The 14446-nt window shown below is 67.8% G+C and carries 18 protein-coding genes and 1 pseudogene; 10 read left to right on the forward strand and 9 right to left on the reverse strand.

What is annotated here, in order from left to right:
- From HZB86_10895 to HZB86_10925, 7 genes are all read left to right on the forward strand, one after another.
- Positions 1–201, forward strand: a 201-nt coding sequence (locus HZB86_10895) for a hypothetical protein (GenBank protein MBI5906032.1), incomplete at its 5' end; no start/stop codon positions are given.
- Positions 202–372: 171 nt separating this feature from the next.
- Entirely contained in the window at positions 373–1449 is a 1077-nt protein-coding gene (mqnC, locus tag HZB86_10900) for a dehypoxanthine futalosine cyclase (GenBank protein MBI5906033.1), read from the forward strand.
- 15 nt (positions 1450–1464) lie between these two features.
- Positions 1465–2742 carry a serine--tRNA ligase gene (serS, locus tag HZB86_10905; protein MBI5906034.1) on the forward strand — a complete coding sequence of 426 codons (1278 nt, stop codon included), beginning with the start codon at positions 1465–1467 and terminating at the stop codon, positions 2740–2742.
- Positions 2743–2760: 18 nt separating this feature from the next.
- Positions 2761–2871, forward strand: coding sequence for a rubrerythrin family protein (locus tag HZB86_10910; GenBank protein MBI5906035.1), 111 nt, complete (start codon positions 2761–2763; stop codon positions 2869–2871).
- 51 nt (positions 2872–2922) lie between these two features.
- Positions 2923–3312: a hypothetical protein gene (locus tag HZB86_10915; GenBank protein MBI5906036.1), complete on the forward strand. Its 390-nt coding sequence runs from the start codon at positions 2923–2925 to the stop codon at positions 3310–3312.
- Positions 3313–3354: 42 nt separating this feature from the next.
- Positions 3355–3873, forward strand: a complete 519-nt coding sequence (locus tag HZB86_10920; protein ID MBI5906037.1) for a ferritin family protein — start codon at positions 3355–3357, stop codon at positions 3871–3873.
- Positions 3874–3881: 8 nt separating this feature from the next.
- Positions 3882–4364, forward strand: coding sequence for a GreA/GreB family elongation factor (locus tag HZB86_10925; GenBank protein MBI5906038.1), 483 nt, complete (start codon positions 3882–3884; stop codon positions 4362–4364).
- Positions 4365–4382: 18 nt separating this feature from the next.
- On the opposite strand, the gene HZB86_10930 is transcribed toward HZB86_10925, so the two are convergent.
- Positions 4383–5444 carry a mannose-1-phosphate guanylyltransferase gene (locus HZB86_10930; GenBank protein MBI5906039.1) on the reverse strand — a complete coding sequence of 354 codons (1062 nt, stop codon included), beginning with the start codon at positions 5442–5444 and terminating at the stop codon, positions 4383–4385.
- Between the two features lie 42 nt (positions 5445–5486).
- Here HZB86_10930 and HZB86_10935 point away from each other — a divergent pair, with 42 nt between their 5' ends.
- Together HZB86_10935 and HZB86_10940 are read left to right on the forward strand one after the other, a co-directional pair.
- The gene (locus tag HZB86_10935; GenBank protein ID MBI5906040.1) at positions 5487–6101 is read left to right on the forward strand and encodes a DUF502 domain-containing protein; all 615 of its coding nucleotides are present in this window, start codon (positions 5487–5489) and stop codon (positions 6099–6101) included.
- 274 nt (positions 6102–6375) lie between these two features.
- Positions 6376–7934, forward strand: a pseudogene (locus tag HZB86_10940) (2-isopropylmalate synthase).
- A gap of 50 nt (positions 7935–7984) precedes the next feature.
- Here HZB86_10940 and HZB86_10945 read toward each other — a convergent pair.
- The 7 genes from HZB86_10945 to HZB86_10975 form a co-directional block, all read right to left on the reverse strand.
- Entirely contained in the window at positions 7985–8311 is a 327-nt protein-coding gene (locus HZB86_10945) for a cupin domain-containing protein (protein MBI5906041.1), read from the reverse strand.
- A 14-nt stretch (positions 8312–8325) separates the two neighbouring features.
- The gene (gene larA, locus HZB86_10950) at positions 8326–9609 is read right to left on the reverse strand and encodes a nickel-dependent lactate racemase (GenBank protein MBI5906042.1); all 1284 of its coding nucleotides are present in this window, start codon (positions 9607–9609) and stop codon (positions 8326–8328) included.
- 26 nt (positions 9610–9635) lie between these two features.
- Positions 9636–10412, reverse strand: a complete 777-nt coding sequence (locus tag HZB86_10955; protein ID MBI5906043.1) for an ABC transporter ATP-binding protein — start codon at positions 10410–10412, stop codon at positions 9636–9638.
- Positions 10409–11218: a cobalt ECF transporter T component CbiQ gene (cbiQ, locus tag HZB86_10960; GenBank protein ID MBI5906044.1), complete on the reverse strand. Its 810-nt coding sequence runs from the start codon at positions 11216–11218 to the stop codon at positions 10409–10411. Before cbiQ ends, HZB86_10955 begins: the two co-directional genes overlap by 4 nt.
- A complete protein-coding gene (locus HZB86_10965) occupies positions 11215–12267 on the reverse strand; it encodes an energy-coupling factor ABC transporter permease (protein MBI5906045.1) in 1053 nt (350 codons plus the stop codon). The genes cbiQ and HZB86_10965 overlap by 4 nt, the downstream gene beginning before the upstream one ends.
- A 92-nt stretch (positions 12268–12359) precedes the next feature.
- A complete protein-coding gene (gene nikR / locus HZB86_10970) occupies positions 12360–12779 on the reverse strand; it encodes a nickel-responsive transcriptional regulator NikR (GenBank protein ID MBI5906046.1) in 420 nt (139 codons plus the stop codon).
- A 9-nt stretch (positions 12780–12788) separates the two neighbouring features.
- Positions 12789–12947, reverse strand: coding sequence for a hypothetical protein (locus HZB86_10975; GenBank protein MBI5906047.1), 159 nt, complete (start codon positions 12945–12947; stop codon positions 12789–12791).
- Positions 12948–13066: 119 nt separating this feature from the next.
- Here HZB86_10975 and HZB86_10980 point away from each other — a divergent pair, with 119 nt between their 5' ends.
- A complete protein-coding gene (locus HZB86_10980; GenBank protein MBI5906048.1) occupies positions 13067–13852 on the forward strand; it encodes an inositol monophosphatase in 786 nt (261 codons plus the stop codon).
- A gap of 40 nt (positions 13853–13892) precedes the next feature.
- Here the strand turns inward: HZB86_10980 and HZB86_10985 are convergent, their stop codons facing one another.
- Positions 13893–14417, reverse strand: a complete 525-nt coding sequence (locus HZB86_10985) for a DUF2155 domain-containing protein (GenBank protein ID MBI5906049.1) — start codon at positions 14415–14417, stop codon at positions 13893–13895.
- Positions 14418–14446 lie beyond the last annotated feature (29 nt).

The raw sequence follows: 14446 nt of genomic DNA on the forward strand, positions 1-14446 counted from the left end.
TCCCTCCACTTCGGCGTGGACGACATCGACGGCACCGTGGTCGAGGAGAAGATCACGCACGCCGCGGGGGCGCAGGCGGGACAGGAGATGTCGGTCGCGGAGCTCGTGACGATGATCCGGCAGGCGGGGAGGATCCCGGTCGAGCGCGACACGCTCTACAACGTGGTCCGGGAGTGGCCCGCGGAAGGGGCGCCGGCTTGATCGTGCGTTACCCGATGGCCGCTAGATTCCTCGCGGGGGGCTTCCTCTCGGGGACGTTCGCGACCTTCGCCCGCTCACTGCGGATTCCGCTCGACGCAATCCCTGCCTCGCTCCATACGCCCCCTGCGAGGAACCCCCCGCTGCGTCATCTCGCGGATGATCGGTTGCGCAATGAGATGGAATGAGGTGCTGGATACGGTGTTGTCGGGAAGGCCCGTATCGGTCGCGGACGGGGCGCGGCTGCTGCGGGAGGCGCCGCTGTTCGAGCTGGGGCGCGCGGCCGACGCGGTCCGCCGCCGGCTGCACCCGGAGCCCGTGGTCACCTACATCGTCGACCGGAACATCAACTACACGAACGTGTGCGCGTGCGGCTGCTCCTTCTGCGCCTTCTACCGGGCGGCGGACGCCCCCGACGCGTACGTCCTTTCCGAGGAGGAGCTCTCCGCCAAGATCGTCGACACGATCGCGGCGGGCGGGGTCCGGGTGCTGCTCCAGGGCGGCCTCCACCCCGACTGGGGGATCGACGAGGCGGTCCGGCTGGTCCGGGCGGTCAAGCGTCACCCGATCCTGCTGCACGGATTCTCCCCGCCGGAGATCTCCCACTTCGCGCACCGGTCGGGGATTTCGATCGGCGAGGCGATCGCGCGGCTGCGGGAGGCGGGACTCGACTCGATTCCCGGCGGCGGGGCGGAGATCCTCGACGACGAGGTGCGTCGAAGGGTGAGCCCGCGGAAGATCGGCTGGGAGCAGTGGGCCGCGGTGATGCGGGAAGCGCACCGCCAGGGGCTTCGAACCTCGGCCACCATGATGTTCGGGAGCGTGGAAACCCCCGAGGCGATCGTCGCCCACCTGCTCCGCATCCGGGCGCTGCAGGAGGAGACGGGCGGCTTCACTGCCTTCATCCCCTGGACGTTCCAGGCGGGGAACACCGAGCTGTCGCGCGACCCGCGCTTCGGGGAGGCGGCCGCGGGAGGGTTCGGGCACGCGGTCGGTTACCTCCGGGTCCTGGCGCTGTCGCGGATCGCGCTGCCCGGCATCCCCACGGTGCAGGTTTCCTGGGTGACCATGGGCGCCAAGGTGGCGCAGATCGGGCTCTTCTTCGGCGCGGACGACTTCGGCAGCACGATGATGGAGGAGAACGTGGTCGCCTCCGCGGGCGTCTCCTTCCGGATGTCGGAGGAGGAGATCGCGGCGACGATCCGGGATGCGGGCTTTCGGCCCGCCCGCCGCGGCGGGGGACACTCCTGAAAGGAAATCATTGAGATGCTGGACCTGAAATTCGTTCGGGAGAACATCGGGGTCGTGGAGGAGGCGCTTCGGAAACGCCGGTCCACGCTCACCCTCGACGGATTCGTGGCGCTCGACGGGGCGCGCCGCAAGCGGCTCCTCGAGGTCGAGGGGATGCGCGCGGAGCGCAACGCCGCCTCCGAGGAGATCGGGCGCCTGCGGCGGGAGAAGAAGGACGCTTCGGAGCTCATGGAGCGGATGAAGGAGCTCTCCGCCCGCCTGAAGGACGCGGAAGGGCTGCTCCCGGAGATCGAGGGGAGGATGGAGGAGTTCCTCCTGTCCATCCCCAACGTTCCGGACGCGTCCGTGCCGGAAGGGGCCGGGGAGGAGGAGAACCCGGTCGTGCGGACGTGGGGGACGCCGCGGGCATTCCCCTTCCCCGTCAAGGACCACGTGGACCTGGGGGCCGAGCTCGACATCCTCGACTTCGACCGGGCCGCGAAGATCGCCGGGGGCCGCTTCTGCCTTTCCAAGGGGGCGGGGGCGCTGATGGAGCGGGCGCTCATCGGCCTCATGCTCGATATCCACACCCGCGAGCACGGGTACCTCGAGGTTCTCCCCCCGTTCCTGGCCAACAGCGCCTCGTTCCTGGGGACCGGGCAGCTCCCCAAGTTCGAGGAGGACCTGTTCCGCGTCGCGGGGACCGACTATTTCCTCGTCCCCACGGCGGAGGTCCCCGTCACCAACATCGTCCGGGACGAGATCCTCTCCGCCGACCGGCTCCCGCTGAAGATGACGGCGTACACGCCGTGCTTCCGGGCGGAGGCCGGATCGTACGGGAAGGACACGCGCGGGATGATCCGCCAGCACCAGTTCAACAAGGTGGAGCTGGTCAAGGTCTGCCGCCCGGAGCAGTCGCCGGAGGAGCTGGAAAAGCTCACCGCCGACGCCGAGGCGATCCTGCAACGGCTGGAGCTCCCGTACCGGGTCGTGACGCTCTGTTCGGGGGACCTCGGCTTCTCCTCCGCCAAGACGTACGACATCGAGGTGTGGGTCCCCTCGCAGGAACGGTACCGGGAGATCTCCTCCTGCAGCTCCTTCACCGACTTCCAGGCCCGCCGGGCGAAGATCCGCTTCCGCGAGGGCGCTTCGGGGAAGACCCGCCTGGCCCACACCCTCAACGGGTCGGGGCTGGCGGTCGGGAGGACGGTGGTGGCGATCCTCGAGAACTTCCAGCGCGAGGACGGGACGGTCGACGTCCCCGCGGCGCTGCGTCCCTACATGGGCGGGATGGCGCGGATCGTCAAACGCTGATAAAATCGTGAATCGGACATGAAACAGTGGGAGTGCGTGATCTGCGGGTACATCCACGAGGGGGAGGAACCTCCTGACGTGTGCCCGGTGTGCGACGCGCCGAAGGAGCTTTTCCGGCTCCTGGACTGACGACATCGAGGGTCCCCAATGGAGCCGCCGAAGATTCGACATATCCACCCCATGCTGGTCCATTTCCCGCAGGCGCTCTTTCCCGTGGCCTTCGCGTCGTTCTGCCTGTACTGGGCGACGGGGGCGCGGGAGTTCGAGTCGGGAGCGTTCGTCGCCGCGCTGTTCGGGATGCTGGCGGCGCCCGTGACGACGGCGACCGGGTTCCTCGACTGGTGGGTCCATTACAAGGCGTACATGACGAGCGTGTTCCGGATCAAGATCGCGGGATCGTTCGTGTTGATGGCGCTGGCGGGACCCGCGGTGCTTCTTCGGGCGCTCCACCCCGATGTGGCCGCCCTGCCGCTGGTCGGGCTCGGGTGGGTGTATTTCGGCCTCCTTGCCGCCTGCACCGCGACCTGCGTCGTTCTCGGGTATTACGGAGGGCGACTGGTTTTTCACTGATCGGATGAATGCGGAACGAATACCTGCAAGGGAGGAATCGCCATGGGTTCGCCGGAAATGGTCTCCATCGTGCACCGCGCCATCGACCGGGAGAGGGACGCGATTAATACCTATCTCGGGCTGGCCAAGATCGTGAAGGACGCCAACGCCAAGAACGTCCTCATCCACCTGGCCTCCGACGAGGTCGGACACATGACCAAGCTGGAGCATCACCTGATCAGCGTCCTCCGCGGCAAGGACTGGGTCCTGCAGCGGGCGGAGGTGGTGGACGCGATGGCGGCCCAGATGACGGAAAGCTCGATCCTGGAGAAGATCAACCCGGAGAACCTCGCGAAGGCCGACACGCTGAAGGTCCTGGAGGTCGCCATCGACCGCGAGGTCGCCGCGAACCGGTTCTACCTCCAGATGGCCGAAGGGGCGAAGACGCCCTCCGCCCGGGAGATGTTCCTCGGATTGGCCAAGGAGGAGGAGCTGCACGCGAAGATCCTGCGGGCCGAGGTCGACTCGATCGGCCAGAACGGCTTCTGGTTCGACATGCAGGAATTCACGATGGAGCAGTAGCGAATCGGATGGACCTGCTTCGGGAGGCGAAACGGAAGCTCGAGGAGGAGGCGCAGCGGATCGAGTACGAGCTGCGCGTCACCTTGCCCCGGGAGATCCACACGGCGCTGGGCCAGGGCGACCTCTCCGAGAACGCGGAGTACGAGGCGGCCAAGGAGCGGCAGTCGACGCTGCACGGGCGCTTCACGCAGATCCAGAAACGGCTGGCCGACCTCTCGCGCATCGACGTCAAGGGGATCCCGAAGGACCGCGCGGGGCTGGGGAGCGAGGTCACCGTCTTCGACCTCGAAAGCGGAGAGGCGGTCACCTACACGCTCGTGATCCCGGAGCTGGCGGACGGGAACCGGTCGTTCGTGTCGATGGCCGCGCCGGTGGGGAAGGCGCTGATGAACCGCCGGGTGGGCGATGCGGTGACGATCACGATCCCCCGCGGCACCCTCGAATACGAGGTCCGGCGGATCGTCACCATGTTCGGCGACGTCCTCGAGTAACCCGTTTCCCGGGCGGCGCTACGCCAGCGCGGGGTAGCGCCGCCGGACCTCCTCCGCCATCCGTTTCACCTCTTCCGACCGGGACCGCGGGCACACCAGCACCGCGTCCCCGCTCCGCACCACCACCACGTCGTCCATCCCGAGCACCGCGACCACGCCGCCGTCCGTTCGGACCAGGGTGTTCCGGCACTCCGCCAGGACCACGTCCCCGAAGGTGACGTTCCCGCCCGTCCCGTCCAGGAATTCGTGCAGGGAGCGCCACGTCCCCAGGTCGCTCCACCCCACGTTCGCCGGCAGCACCAGGATCCCCTGCTCCTTCTCCAGGATCCCGTAGTCGACGGAGACCGACGGCATGCGCCGGTACGCGTCCCGGATCCTCCGGTCGAATCCCCGGGCGTCCCCCTGGAACGCCTTCCGGATCCCGCGGTCGACTTCGGGGAGGAATCGCGCGAGGCGGTCCGCGAAGGTGTCGGCCCGGAAAAGGAACACGCCGCTGTTCCAGTCGAACCGGCCGGAGCGGAGGAACCGCTTCGCCTTGGTGAGATCCGGTTTCTCCGCGAACCGCGCCACCCGGAAGGCTCCCCGGATCCTCCCGGGGAACGGCCTGCCCCGCTCGATGTACCCGTACCCGGTGGCCGGGTGGGTCGGCGGCACTCCGAGGGTGACGATCCGGCCGGTCTCGCGCGCCAGGCGCAGCCCCTTGCGGATCACGGCGCGAAATGCCGGGACGTCCGCGATGGCGTGGTCCGCCGGCGTGGCCAGGATCACCGCGTCGGGGTCCTTGCGGGAGATGCGGGCCGCGGCCAGGGCGATCGCCGGGCCGGTGTTTTTCCCCTCCGGCTCGAGGAGGATGTTCCCCTTCGGGATGCCGAGCGCGGCGGGGGAGAGGTGCGGGGCGTCCTTCCTCCCGGCGACGACCCAGAGCCGATCCGGGGGGACGACGGGCGCCAGGCGGGACAGCGTTTCCCGGATCATCGGTCCGCCGCCGGTCAGGTCCAGGAACTGCTTCGAGCGGAGCGCCCGGCTCTCCGGCCAGAACCGCGTTCCCGATCCACCGGCCATCACGACCGCGTGATCCATCGTCCCACCCCCGCGGGAGATTCTTTACGATAGAATACCCCGGTGCTCGCCAACCTGAAAAAAAGTTTCCTGACCGGCGTGTTCGTCCTTGTTCCGCTCGTCGTGTCGGTGGCGCTGCTCCTGTGGTTCTTCGAGAAGATGGACAATCTCTTCTCCCCCGTCGTCGACGGTTTCGTCCGGGCGGCCGTTCCCGGGACCGACCACATCCCGGGCACGGGGATCCTCGCCGGCCTGGTCATCATCCTGCTGCTCGGATTTCTCGCCCGGAACGTCGTCGGGAAGAGCCTTCTCGACGCCCTCGACCGGCTGATCCAGCGGATTCCCGGATACCGGACCGTCTACTCGACCATCAAGCAGCTCACCAACGCCTTCTCCCCCGAGAGCACGAAATCGTTCAAGGAAGTGCTCCTGGTGGAGTTCCCGGGGAAGGGGTTGTTCGCCCTGGGTTTTCGCACCATGACGGTGGAGGAGGGGGAGCGCCGCCTGGTGGTGGTCTACGTCCCCACGAACAACCTGTACCTCGGAGAGGTGCTCTTCCTGCCGGAGGAGGACGTGGTGCGCCTGGAGATGTCCGTGGAGCAGGCGGTCCGGATCCTGATGTCCGGGGGGATCGCCGCGCCGCAGGAGCTGCGCCGGGCCAGGCCGGCGGGCGGGTGAACTTTTTATCCCGGGGGGCTTGACACGGGAATCCGTAAACCCGTAATCTGTACCGGCCATGAATCGCAGGGAAGCGCACATCGGATCGCCCGGGCTCGCTCTACTCCGCTCCCATAGGAGCCGGACCGCCCGCCTGTAGCGCGTAGCGCACCACATACGACAATATCGGCCGCGGGGACCGGCAGGTTCCCGCGGTTTTATTTTTGGTGGCTCCCGGGGAACCGATCCCCGGGAGCCGTTTTCTTTTCAACCACATGACCGAAGGAGGAGAGAGATGGCGGACAAGGTGTTCATCTTCGACACGACGCTCCGGGACGGGGAGCAGGTCCCGGGGGCGAAACTCGCAAAGGACCAGAAGGTGGAGATCGCGCGGCAGCTGGCGGCGCTCAACGTGGACATGGGTTCCCGGCGTCGTCCCCCGGCGACTTCGAGTCGGTCCAGGCGGTCGCGCGGACGGTCAAGGGTCCGGTGATCACCGGGCTCGCCCGCGCGGTCAAGAAGGACATCGACACGCTGTGGGACGCGGTGAAGGTCGCGAAGCGCCCCCGGATCCACACGTTCCTCGGCACCTCGGACATCCACATCCAGAAGAAGTTCCGCGCCGACCGGGAGAAGATCCTCCAGTGGTGCGTGGACACGGTCAAGTACGCCCGGTCGCTGTGCCGGGACGTGGAGTTCTCCACGGAGGACGCCTCCCGGACCGACTTCGAGTACCTCTGCCGGACGGTCGAGGCGGTCGTGAAAGCCGGTGCGACCACGATCAACATCCCCGACACCGTCGGGTACGCCACCCCGATGGAGATGGCGGACCGTGTGCGGCGGCTGAAGGAGAAGGTCCCCGCGCTCGACCACGCCATCCTCTCGATGCATTGCCACGACGACCTCGGGCTCTCCACGGCGAACACGCTGGCCGGGATCCTCGCCGGCGCGCGGCAGGCGGAGGTGACGGTGAACGGGATCGGCGAGCGGGCCGGGAACGCTTCGCTGGAGGAGGTGGTGCTGGCGATTAAGACCCGCAAGGACGTTTTCGGCGGCCTCGCGACGGGCGTGAACACGAAGGAGATCGCGAAGACGAGCCGGATGGTCTCGAAACTGATGGGCCTCCCCATCCAGCGGAACAAGGCGATCGTCGGGTCCAACGCCTTCGCCCACTCGTCGGGCATCCACCAGGACGGGATCCTCAAGGACCGCTCGACCTACGAGATCATCCGCCCGGAGGACGTCGGCGTCACGGCGCACACCTTCGCGCTGACCGCCCGGTCGGGGCGCGCCGCGCTCAAGCACCACATCGCCGGGATGGGGCACCACCCGACCGATTCGCAGCTCGACGCCGTCTACGACAAGTTCCTGGTGCTGGCGGACAAGAAGAAGGAGGTCATGATCGAGGACCTCGAGATCCTCGTGCAGGACGAGCTGTTCAAGGTGCCGGAGACGTACCGGCTGGTCCACCTCCAGATCCTGTCGGGGACGCAGGCCACGCCGATGGCGGCGCTCAAGGTGCAGCGCGACAGGGAGGTGGTCGAGGAGTCGTCCATCGGGAACGGTCCGATCGACGCGGCGTACAAGTGCATCGACCGGATCGTGGGGCGCAGCTTCCAGCTGATCGACTTCGGTCTGAACGCGGTCACTTCGGGGCAGGACGCGATCGGCGAGGCGCGGGTGCGGATCCGCTCCAACGGGACGATCTTCTCCGGCGGGGCGAGCTCGACCGACATCATCGAGGCGGCGATCAAGGCGTACCTCGCCGCCATCAACCGGTGGGTGGCCGCGGAAGGGAAGACGGGAAAGAAAGGCGCGAAGAAGACGGAGCTCGCGCCGATGCAGTCCCCGTAACCGCGTCGGGGAGGCGGGGACGTCCCGCAACCGGCGGGCGTCCCCGCCGTTTACCGGTACTCCTCCCGCGGAGGGGAGAAGGCGTCGAGCGCCACGGCCCCCCCGGGCCCCGCCTTCGCCGCGTGGGGCACGCCTCCGGGGACGAGGTACAGCTCGTTCCCGGCGAGCTGCCGCGTCTCGCCCGCGATCGTGAACTCCATCGTCCCCGACACCATCATCCCCATCTGCTCGTGCGGGTGGGAGTGGGTCGGCACGACCGCGTCCGGTTCCAGGGTGACCAGGGAGAACATCAGCTTCTCCCCCGACGCGATCCTCGCGGTCACCCCCGGCGCGAGCGTCTTCGGCGCGATTCCTTCCGGTTTCCAGAAACCGTGCATGGAATACCTCCTGGCTAATTCGCGGGATCGGGCAGAACGTACCCCGCGTCCGGGATGACGAGCGGGACGGGCAGCTCGCCCAGAAAACGTTTCGCCGCGCGGATCGCCTCCGCGAGGTTCGTTGCGGGGGCCATCCCCATCGCCTCCACGTCGTCGGGCGAAAGGGAGGAGACGAGGATCACGCGACAGGCGCGGGTCTTGACGAGGAGCGCGTGGGCGGTCTGTCCGTAGATCTGGTAGTTCGCCCGCAGCTCCCTCTCCAGCGCGTCCGGTTCCCGGAAACGGAACCAGGGGAAGAAGTTCGGGGATCCGAATCCGTCCGGACATTCCGCGAGGAGGATCAGTACGCCGCCGGACGATGTCGCGAGGAACGCGTTGTCCAGCGCCTTGTGGGCCTGGATGAGGTTGATGTCCTTCGGGAATCCCCCGGCGGAGGCGATCACCAGGGGGTACCGTTTCTGGACCCGGACCCGGAAATGCCTCGCGTACAGCGCGCACCCTTCCTCGTGCGCCTTCTGCCAGTGCCCGGCGACCAGGTCGAAGAGCCGCTTCCCCGGGGTCAGCAGGGAGTTCACCAGGAAGGCGGGGGAGGCCATCGACACCGCCTCGACCAGGTCCTCGTGCACCGGGTTCCCCGCGAGGACTCCGGGGCGCGCCATGGGGTCCTTGCCCGTGCCGTCGGGACGGAACACGCGGAAATGGGTCTGGTGGGCCGTCCCGCGGCCGGCGCAACCGGGAACGAGCGCCTTGCGTCCGCCGCCGAATCCGGCGAAGTAGTGGAAGGAGATCGTGCCCGTGAGGACGATCCGCTCGTGCTCCATCACGCGCCGGCACACCTGCACCCTCGTCCCGCGGGAGGTTCGCCCCAGCTCCAGGAGCTCCCCCTCCGGGTCGGACTGCTCCACCCTTACCCCCGAGTCGATCTCCGGGCCGATGGCGTCCCGCAACTCCCCGTCCGTCATCGGGCGGTGGGTGCCGCGCGCGACGAAGAGGGTCACACGGTTCCGCGGGACACCGGCGGCGTCGGTCTCGCGGAGGAGGAACGGGAGAAACTTCTCCGTCGCGCTGTACCGGGTGACGTCCGAGATCGGGACGGCCACGCGGTCTCCCTTCCGCACGAGGCGCGACAGCGGCAGCGCTCCGATCGGACGCGCGATCCGGCGCGCGATCTGGGCCTCCTCCGACGGGGGAAGCGGCGGGAGCTTCGCCGCCAGCACGTCGAACCGGCGGAAGACCCCTTCGGGGACCCGTTGCCCCGTAGGCCCGTACCGGAGGATGGCTTTCTCGCGCGACGACACCGAATCTCCCCGCCCGCAGGTGGGGGTCATGGCCGGAACGCTTTCGCCGGCGCGTCCGCGAACCGGACCCGTCGTCCCTGGAGGGTCAGGGGGAGCTCCAGGTGGTTCTCCGCGAGCAGCGCCGCGTCGGAGAGGATTTCCTCCGCGGGGCCGTCGGCGACGATCGCGCCGTCCCGGATCACGAGACAACGGTCGCAGACGTCGAGGATGAGGTCGAGGTCGTGGGAGGCGACGATCTTCGAGTGCGCGAAGCTGTTGAGCAGTCCGATCACGGCGCGCCGTGACCTCGGATCGAGGCTGGCGGCCGGTTCGTCCATGACGAGGATGTCCGGCTCCATCGCGATGACCGTGGCGATCGCCACGGCGCTTTTCTGTCCCCCCGAGAGGTGGTGAGGCGGCTTGTCGACGAGCGCGAGCGCATTCACCCGGTCCAGCGCATCGTGCACACGCTCCCGCACCCGGTCCGCCGGCAGCCCGAGATTCAGCGGGCCGAAGGCCACGTCGTCGAACACGGTCGGCATGAACAGCATGTCGTCCGGGTTCTGGAAGACGACGCCGACCTTGCGTCGGATCTCCGTCCGGGTCTCCTTCCGCAACGGTACGTCGCCGACCGTGACGTCGCCCGACGAGGGAAGGAGGTGCCCGTTCATGTGCAGGAGCAGCGTCGATTTCCCGGCGCCGTTCGCCCCGACGATTCCGACCGCCTCGCCGTGGGTGATCCGGAAGGAAACCCCTTTCAGCGCCTCCGTCCCGTCGGGGTACCGGAAGCGGACGTCCTTGAATTCGAGGAAGTGGTGGCTCATCCGGCGATCCCCTGGACGAATCGCCCGATCGTCTCGGGGACGGATACGACGCGGCACACGGCGAAGAAGGCTCCCGACAGGATCACGAAGGCGGCGTCGGAGGGGCGCCACCGCCCGGGGCGGATCGATGGGACCTCGCCCCGGAAGCCTCGCGCCAGCATGGCCCCGTAGATCCGTTCCGCCCGCTCCACGGTCCGCAGGAAAAGGGTCCCCGCGATCCGGACGAAGACCCGCGGCCCGGTTCCCCGGGCTCCGAACGAGCGCATGTCCCGGGCGCGGACGACGCGGATCGCCTCCTCCATCAGGACGAAGAGATACCGGTACAGGAAGAGGAGCTGGGAGACGAAGAGCTCCGGCACGCCGAGGCGGCGCAAGGCCCGGCAGATGCCGGGGAAGGAAGTCGTCGCGATCAGGAGCAGCGCCGCGCTGATGGTGAGCGAGAACTTCACGAGGATCGAGGCGAAGGAGATCCAGCCCGCGGATACGGATACGCCGGGAGCGATCGCGATCTTCAAGGGATCGAAGAGGGGGTTGAGGATCCCGACGAACACCGCGAACGGGGATACCGCCGCGACCTTCTTCAGGATGAAGCCGGCCGGGATGTCCCCGAGGGCTCCGATCAGCACCGGGAACAGGAAGAACGGAAGGAGCGAAAGGACCTCGTACTTCGGAAAGGAGACGACCACGACCACGAACAGCAGCGTGGCGACCACCTTGGCGCGAGGGTCCAGGCGATGGACGGAGGTGTCCCGATAGGAGAGGCGGTCCAGCCGGCCGATGCCGGAATACGCCGCTTCGAGGCTCATGGGGAAGCGGAACGATTCCTGCGGAACGCACGGATCGCCCACCCGATGCCGAGGGCCGTCGCAAGGACCGTGAGGCCTCCGATCAGGCCGGAGGCCGAGGTGCCCGCGTCGACGGCCGGCCACGCCCGCCCTTCCCCCTTCTTTTCCCTCGATTCGCCCGGGGACGGCTTGAAGCCGTACTCCGGCAGCATGGCGGTTCTCTCCTGCAGGCCGCCGATCGCCGCGGCGATCCCGCGGTCGTGCCGGGGCGGTTCCGCCTTCCCGGCGACCTTCCCGACCGACCATTCGAGTCCGTCGGGGCGAGCCGACGCGAACCACGAAAGCGCCCCCCCCGTGACGAACGCGAGGACGATGAAACCGGTCACGATGTTCCGCAGGGAGATCCCCGGGCCCGGCGGCGTGGCGGCGGCGGATCCTTCCAGGAGCTCCGGCCGGGCCGCGCGGACGAAGTTGACCACGCCCGCCGTGACGAGCCCCTCGACGATCCCGATGGCCAGGTGGATCGGCTGCATCATCAGCAGGAACGTGCCGAACGGGAGTTCGGATTTTCCCGACAGGAGCGTCTGCAGGACGACCGAGAATGCGCCGATCTGGAGCCCCGCGATCCCGCTCGCGAACGACGCGGCGAGGATGCGCCGGGGGCTCCGGCCGCCCCCCGCCAACGGCCTGTAGACGAGAGGGAATACGACGAAGCAGGGGTAGACCCCGAGGTTCCAGATGTTGCACCCGAGGGCGAGCAGCCCCCCGTCGGCGAAGAAGAGCGCCTGGACCGTCAATACCGAGGCCATGACCAGGAAGGCGGCGTGCGGTCCGAGAAGAACCGCCAAAATCATCCCGCCGCCGAGGTGTCCGCTGGACCCGGTTCCGGGGATCGTGAAGTTGATCATCTGGGACGCGAAGATGAAGGCGCCCAGCGCCCCCATCAGGGGGATCTTCCGATCGTCGAACCGGTCGGAAAGGGTTTTCGACGCGTAGCCGATCGCGCCGACCGCGCCGGCCCAGAACGTGCCGCCGACCGCGGGAGAAAGCAACGCGTCCGCCATGTGCATGCCGCACCTCCCCCAGGAGATGGTAACACGAAAAATAATCCCGTGTTACCGAGGGGGGCGAAATATCGGGAGGGGGAATCCGGTGCGGCGCGCTACCCGAGGGCCTTCCCCTCGGAGGTCGCGGAGAACGTGCCGTGCTGGACGCCCCGCGTTCCGATCAGGCGGTCGGAGATGCTCTTCAGGAGGGAGGCTTTTCCCCGAAGCACGAGGACCTCGAGGCAATGATGCGGGTCCAGGTGGATGTGGAGGGTGGAGACGATCGCCTGGTAGTGGGCGTGCTGAAGTTCGGTCAGTCGTTCCTCCAGCTCCCGGGTTTCATGGTCGTACACCAGCGTGAGCGTACCGACCGCATCGACGTCTCCGAGCTCCCACTGTTCGCGCACGAGGCTGTCCCGGATCAGGTCGCGGATCGCCTCGGACCGGTTGGCGTACCCTTTGCCGCCGATCAGCCGGTCGAACTTCGCCAGCAGCCGTTCGTCGAGGGAAACGCCGAATCGCGTGACGCGGGGCACGCGGCGTCCTCACTTCCCCAGCTTTTCGGGGATGGGAAACTCCCGCCCGCAGTGGGGGCAGATCACGGTGTCGCCGGGGCTCCACGGCTTCGCCGCCTTCGTGGAGGCGCACGCCGGGAGGATCAGGGACAAGAGGAGCAGCAGCGGGAATACGGTGCGGGATCTCATCGGGACGCCTCCTTGGGGGGCCGTCGGGTCATCTTATTCGTGGATCTTCCCGGGGTTTCGCGCGACCCGCATATTATAATCGCCGGGACGACGAGTCCTAAGGGAAAAGGGAGGGAGCGATGGATAACGGGAGACTGCTGGCGTTCGCGGAAGATCTGGCTCGCGGGGCCGGGGAGATCCTTCGCAGGAACTACGGCCGCCGGCAGACGATCCATTACAAGGGGGAAATCAACCTGGTCACGGAGGTGGACCGCGAGTCGGAGGCGTACATCCTGGGGCGGATCCGGGAGACGTATCCCGACCACGGGGTGCTGTCCGAGGAGAGTCCGGAGCTTTCCTCTCCGTCGCCGTATCGCTGGATCGTCGATCCGGTCGACGGGACCACGAATTACGCGCACGGGTACCCGTGCTTCTGCGTCTCGGTGGCCGTCGAGCGGGAGGGCGCGGTGGTCGCCGGGGCGGTCTTCGATCCGCTCCTGGCGGAGTCGTTCACGGCGGCCGCCGGTTCCGGGGCGTGGCGGAACGGGGAGCGGATCTCCGTTTCCGATACGTCGGATCTTCGCAAGTCGCTCCTCGCCACCGGGTTCGCCTACGACGTGAAGGAGTCGTCGGACAACAACTTCGACTACTTCCGGGCGTTCGTCCTCACGGGGCAGGCGATCCGCAGGGACGGGTCGGCGGCGCTGGATCTGTGCTACCTGGCGTGCGGGCGGTTCGACGGTTTCTGGGAGCTGAAGCTCAAACCGTGGGATACTGCGGCGGGGCTGCTGATCCTTCACGAGGCGGGCGGGATGTCGTCGCGCCTCGACGGCGGCCCGTACGACATCCACCAGCCGGACCTGCTGGCGTCGAACGGACGGATCCACCAGCGGATGGTCGAGGTGCTTCGGAGCGCGAAACGGTAGGCCAGGGCGGCCCCGAAGGGCCGCCCCGATCCGGCAGACCCTACTTCTTCACCGCCTCGAGCATGACCAGGCCGAACTTGTCGTGCTGGAACGGGTGAACGGCCGGGTACTTCGAGAAGAGCCACCCGTGGAAGATCTCCTTGCCGCCCTGGAACACCTCTATCTGGACGGCCGGGTTCTCCAGGTTGTTCGAACCGGAGGTGATCTGGTCCGCCGCCATCGTGAAGTGCGGGAGGAACTCGCCCACCTTCAGCGTCAGGTCGGAGTCGGGAACCTTGAACTCGGACCGCAGCGGCACGGTGAACTGTTTCTTGCTCTTCTTCTCCTTGAACTCGATCTCCACCTTCACGGCTTTCCATGCGCCCTTCACCGCGTCGGGGACCACGATCTTCTTCTCCACGGCGGGCGCTCCCGGATCGCCGTGCGGCGCGCCGCCGGGCATCCCGGGCTGGCCGGGCGCGCCCTGGGGCGGCATGGGCGGCGGAGGCGGCTCCTTCTTCTTGCACCCCGTGCCGGCGAGGACGACCATCAGGAGAACGGCTACCATCACGCTGAGCTTCTTCATTCGTTCGTTCCTCCTCGTTCTTCTTTGCG

The organism is Deltaproteobacteria bacterium (assembly GCA_016234845.1).
Taxonomy (GTDB): Bacteria; Desulfobacterota; Deferrimicrobia; order Deferrimicrobiales; family Deferrimicrobiaceae; genus JACRNP01.

What these genes read in the sequence shown, in the direction of transcription:
- mqnC (MBI5906033.1), top strand. Translation starts at nt 373, where the DNA reads ATGAGATGGAATGAGGTGCTGGATACGGTGTTGTCGGGAAGGCCCGTA.
- serS (MBI5906034.1), top strand. Translation starts at nt 1,465, where the DNA reads ATGCTGGACCTGAAATTCGTTCGGGAGAACATCGGGGTCGTGGAGGAG.
- HZB86_10910 (MBI5906035.1), top strand. Translation starts at nt 2,761, where the DNA reads ATGAAACAGTGGGAGTGCGTGATCTGCGGGTACATCCACGAGGGGGAG.
- HZB86_10915 (MBI5906036.1), top strand. Translation starts at nt 2,923, where the DNA reads ATGCTGGTCCATTTCCCGCAGGCGCTCTTTCCCGTGGCCTTCGCGTCG.
- HZB86_10920 (MBI5906037.1), top strand. Translation starts at nt 3,355, where the DNA reads ATGGGTTCGCCGGAAATGGTCTCCATCGTGCACCGCGCCATCGACCGG.
- HZB86_10925 (MBI5906038.1), top strand. Translation starts at nt 3,882, where the DNA reads ATGGACCTGCTTCGGGAGGCGAAACGGAAGCTCGAGGAGGAGGCGCAG.
- HZB86_10930 (MBI5906039.1), bottom strand. Translation starts at nt 5,444, where the DNA reads ATGGATCACGCGGTCGTGATGGCCGGTGGATCGGGAACGCGGTTCTGG.
- HZB86_10945 (MBI5906041.1), bottom strand. Translation starts at nt 8,311, where the DNA reads ATGCACGGTTTCTGGAAACCGGAAGGAATCGCGCCGAAGACGCTCGCG.
- HZB86_10955 (MBI5906043.1), bottom strand. Translation starts at nt 10,412, where the DNA reads ATGAGCCACCACTTCCTCGAATTCAAGGACGTCCGCTTCCGGTACCCC.
- cbiQ (MBI5906044.1), bottom strand. Translation starts at nt 11,218, where the DNA reads ATGAGCCTCGAAGCGGCGTATTCCGGCATCGGCCGGCTGGACCGCCTC.
- HZB86_10965 (MBI5906045.1), bottom strand. Translation starts at nt 12,267, where the DNA reads ATGCACATGGCGGACGCGTTGCTTTCTCCCGCGGTCGGCGGCACGTTC.
- HZB86_10975 (MBI5906047.1), bottom strand. Translation starts at nt 12,947, where the DNA reads ATGAGATCCCGCACCGTATTCCCGCTGCTGCTCCTCTTGTCCCTGATC.
- HZB86_10980 (MBI5906048.1), top strand. Translation starts at nt 13,067, where the DNA reads ATGGATAACGGGAGACTGCTGGCGTTCGCGGAAGATCTGGCTCGCGGG.
- HZB86_10985 (MBI5906049.1), bottom strand. Translation starts at nt 14,417, where the DNA reads ATGAAGAAGCTCAGCGTGATGGTAGCCGTTCTCCTGATGGTCGTCCTC.